Here is a 2,385-nt window from a genome sequence, read left to right as displayed (position 1 = left end):
CCGTTGCGGTTGCCCTGCCCGTTGCCCGGCTTCGGCTGGGCGGGCAGCGGCTTGCGCACGCTGCCGGGGATCTCGTCCTCGTACTTCTTGATGCGCTTGACCCCGCCCCGCGCGTCGAAGGCGAGCGCCGTCGCGCCGTCCGGGTCGTTCACCCACAGCATGTGGTCGCGGACGACGACCTCGATCGTCCCGCCGGGCCGGGTGGCCGTGATCGGCTTCTCCCAGGCGTTGCGGTCGGTGTTGAAGACCAGCAGCCGCCCGGTCGTGCGGTCGGGGAGGTAGACGCGGGCGCCCAGCACCTGCGGCGCCTGGAACGTGTGGTCCGGCATGCGCAGCGCGACCGATTCGACGCGTCCGACGCCGGTGTCCAGCAGGTACAGCGAGCCTCCGGCGCCGAGCATCGGCACGATCTGCCCGTCCGCCACCGCCGGGACCTGGACGCCGTCCTCCGCCTTCGCGACGGGCGCGGGCAGCGTGATCCGCTGCGTGCCCTCCGGCCGGACGACCAGCGCGGTCGCGGACGTGCTGTTGGTGATCACGGGCCGTCCGGCGGTGATGGTCAGCGAAAGCCGGTCGCCGGCCCGTCCGGCGGCGACCGGCGTCCCCGGCCGCCCGTCCTGGAACGGCGTGACCTGGCCGGTCTGCGGGACGGGCACCCACAGCGCGCCGTCGGCGTCGATGCCCGCCTGCCCGAGCGGCGCGGTGAGCTTCGCCGCCGGGCCGACGGGGGTGAGCTTCACCGGGTCGATCTGCTGGACGACGCCCTCCACGGAGTCGACCGTGTAGGCGGCGCCGCCGTTCGCGACGACCTGGAGGCCGGGCCCGCCGACCTGCCGGCTGCCGGCGACCTTGAGCTGGGACGGGTCGATCCTGCTCACGACGCCTGTGTCGGTGTCGACGAGCAGGACCGTGTTGCCGTCCTGGACGACCTTGATGTTGTGGCCGCGCATCTGCGGCACCACGGCCGCCTTGCCGTCCACCTTGCCCGCGAGCCCGTTGGCGTGCACGACCAGGCCCTTGGTGCTCGCGCTCAGCCAGGCGCCCACGTCCGCCAGCCTGTACCGCGCGCTGGCGGTGCCCACCCCGTACACGAGCGCGCCGACGCACAGCAGTCCGACGAGCCCGGCCGCGATCTGCCCCGTCAGCCTGTCGCGCCGCAAATGTCGGAAGAACCCGCGCGGCGCCGTCGGCCCCGCGGGAGATCGGTCCCCACTCAATCCCCGTCATCCTCTCGTGCGCCGAGGCCCAGGAGCATCGACCAAGCGCGAAGGGCACCATAACGGCAATCGGGGCTCTACCGTAACGGAGTTCACAAAAGTTTCCGCTGGTGATGCGCGCGGATCCCGATCCCGCGGGCCACCGGCGCGCCATGACGTTGGTCACGCCGGCGGCGGCCGCCGCCACCGGCCGGGCGCCGTTCCCGGCCCGGCGAACCGAATGACCGTCAAGAACCGAACGCGAACGTTATCCCCGACGTCCTAATGTTGGGCATCGCGACGACGACTCCGAGGTGGACGTGGACGACATCAGCATCACCGACCTGTGGGACCGCGTGACTGGAACGCAGCCGGACCCCCCGTTGTGGCTGGTCATACTGGTCGGCCTGGTGGCCCTCGGCGCGGTGCTCCACGGCCCCACCTGGCGGATCGCCCGCAACACCGTGACGATCGCGCACGAGGGCGGGCACGCGCTCGTCGCCCTGGTCACCGGCCGCAAGCTCGACGGGATCAAGCTGCACTCCGACACGTCGGGGGTCACGGTCTCGCGCGGCAAGCCGCACGGCCTCGGCATGATCCTCACGGCGCTGGCGGGCTACGTCACTCCCCCGCTGCTCGGCCTGTTCTTCACGCTGCTGCTCGGCGCCGGCCGGATCACGCTGATGCTGTGGTTCTCCCTCGGGCTGCTCGGCGCGATGCTCATCATGATCCGCAACGCCTACGGCGCGCTCACCGTCGTCGCCACCGGAGCGATCGTCTTCGGGGTGTCGTGGTTCGGCAGCCCCGAGGTCCAGGCCGGGTTCGCCTACCTGGCCGCCTGGTTCCTGCTGCTCGCCGGGACGCGCCCCGTGATCGAGCTGCAGCGGATGCGCAGCCGGCACATGGCCCCCAGCTCCGACGCCGACCAGCTCGCCCAGCTCACCCATGTCCCGGGCCTGGCCTGGGTCGGCCTGTTCGGCGCCACGGCCCTGCTGTCGCTCGCGACCGGCACCGTCCTCCTCATCCCGAGCTTCGACGTCCTCCCCGACTTCCCGGACCTGCCCGGCCTCCCCGACCTGCCCGGCATCCCCGGAATCTGACCGGCGCCACGGCGGGCGCCGGCGGACGGCGGATGTCGGTGGGCGGCGATAGTTTCGGGGGGTGAGCCAGCGATGGGACCGGGACCAGG

The 2,385-nt window shown here is 72.5% G+C and carries 2 protein-coding genes; one reads left to right on the top strand and one right to left on the bottom strand.

Going from position 1 to position 2,385, the window contains the following annotated elements:
* Positions 1-1,160, bottom strand: a 1,160-nt coding sequence (locus E1281_RS39170; RefSeq protein ID WP_207943787.1) for a hypothetical protein, incomplete at its 3' end; no start/stop codon positions are given.
* A gap of 350 nt (positions 1,161-1,510) precedes the next feature.
* On the opposite strand from E1281_RS39170, the gene E1281_RS39165 reads away from it, so the two are divergent.
* Complete coding sequence (locus E1281_RS39165) at positions 1,511-2,296, top strand: M50 family metallopeptidase (RefSeq protein ID WP_243717808.1); 786 nt, start codon at positions 1,511-1,513, stop codon at positions 2,294-2,296.
* Positions 2,297-2,385 lie beyond the last annotated feature (89 nt).

The sequence above is a fragment of the Actinomadura sp. KC345 genome (assembly GCF_004348515.1).
GTDB lineage: Bacteria > Actinomycetota > Actinomycetes > Streptosporangiales > Streptosporangiaceae > Spirillospora.
Note: the sequence above shows the minus strand (reverse complement) of the source record. Positions and strands in the feature narration are given on the sequence as shown.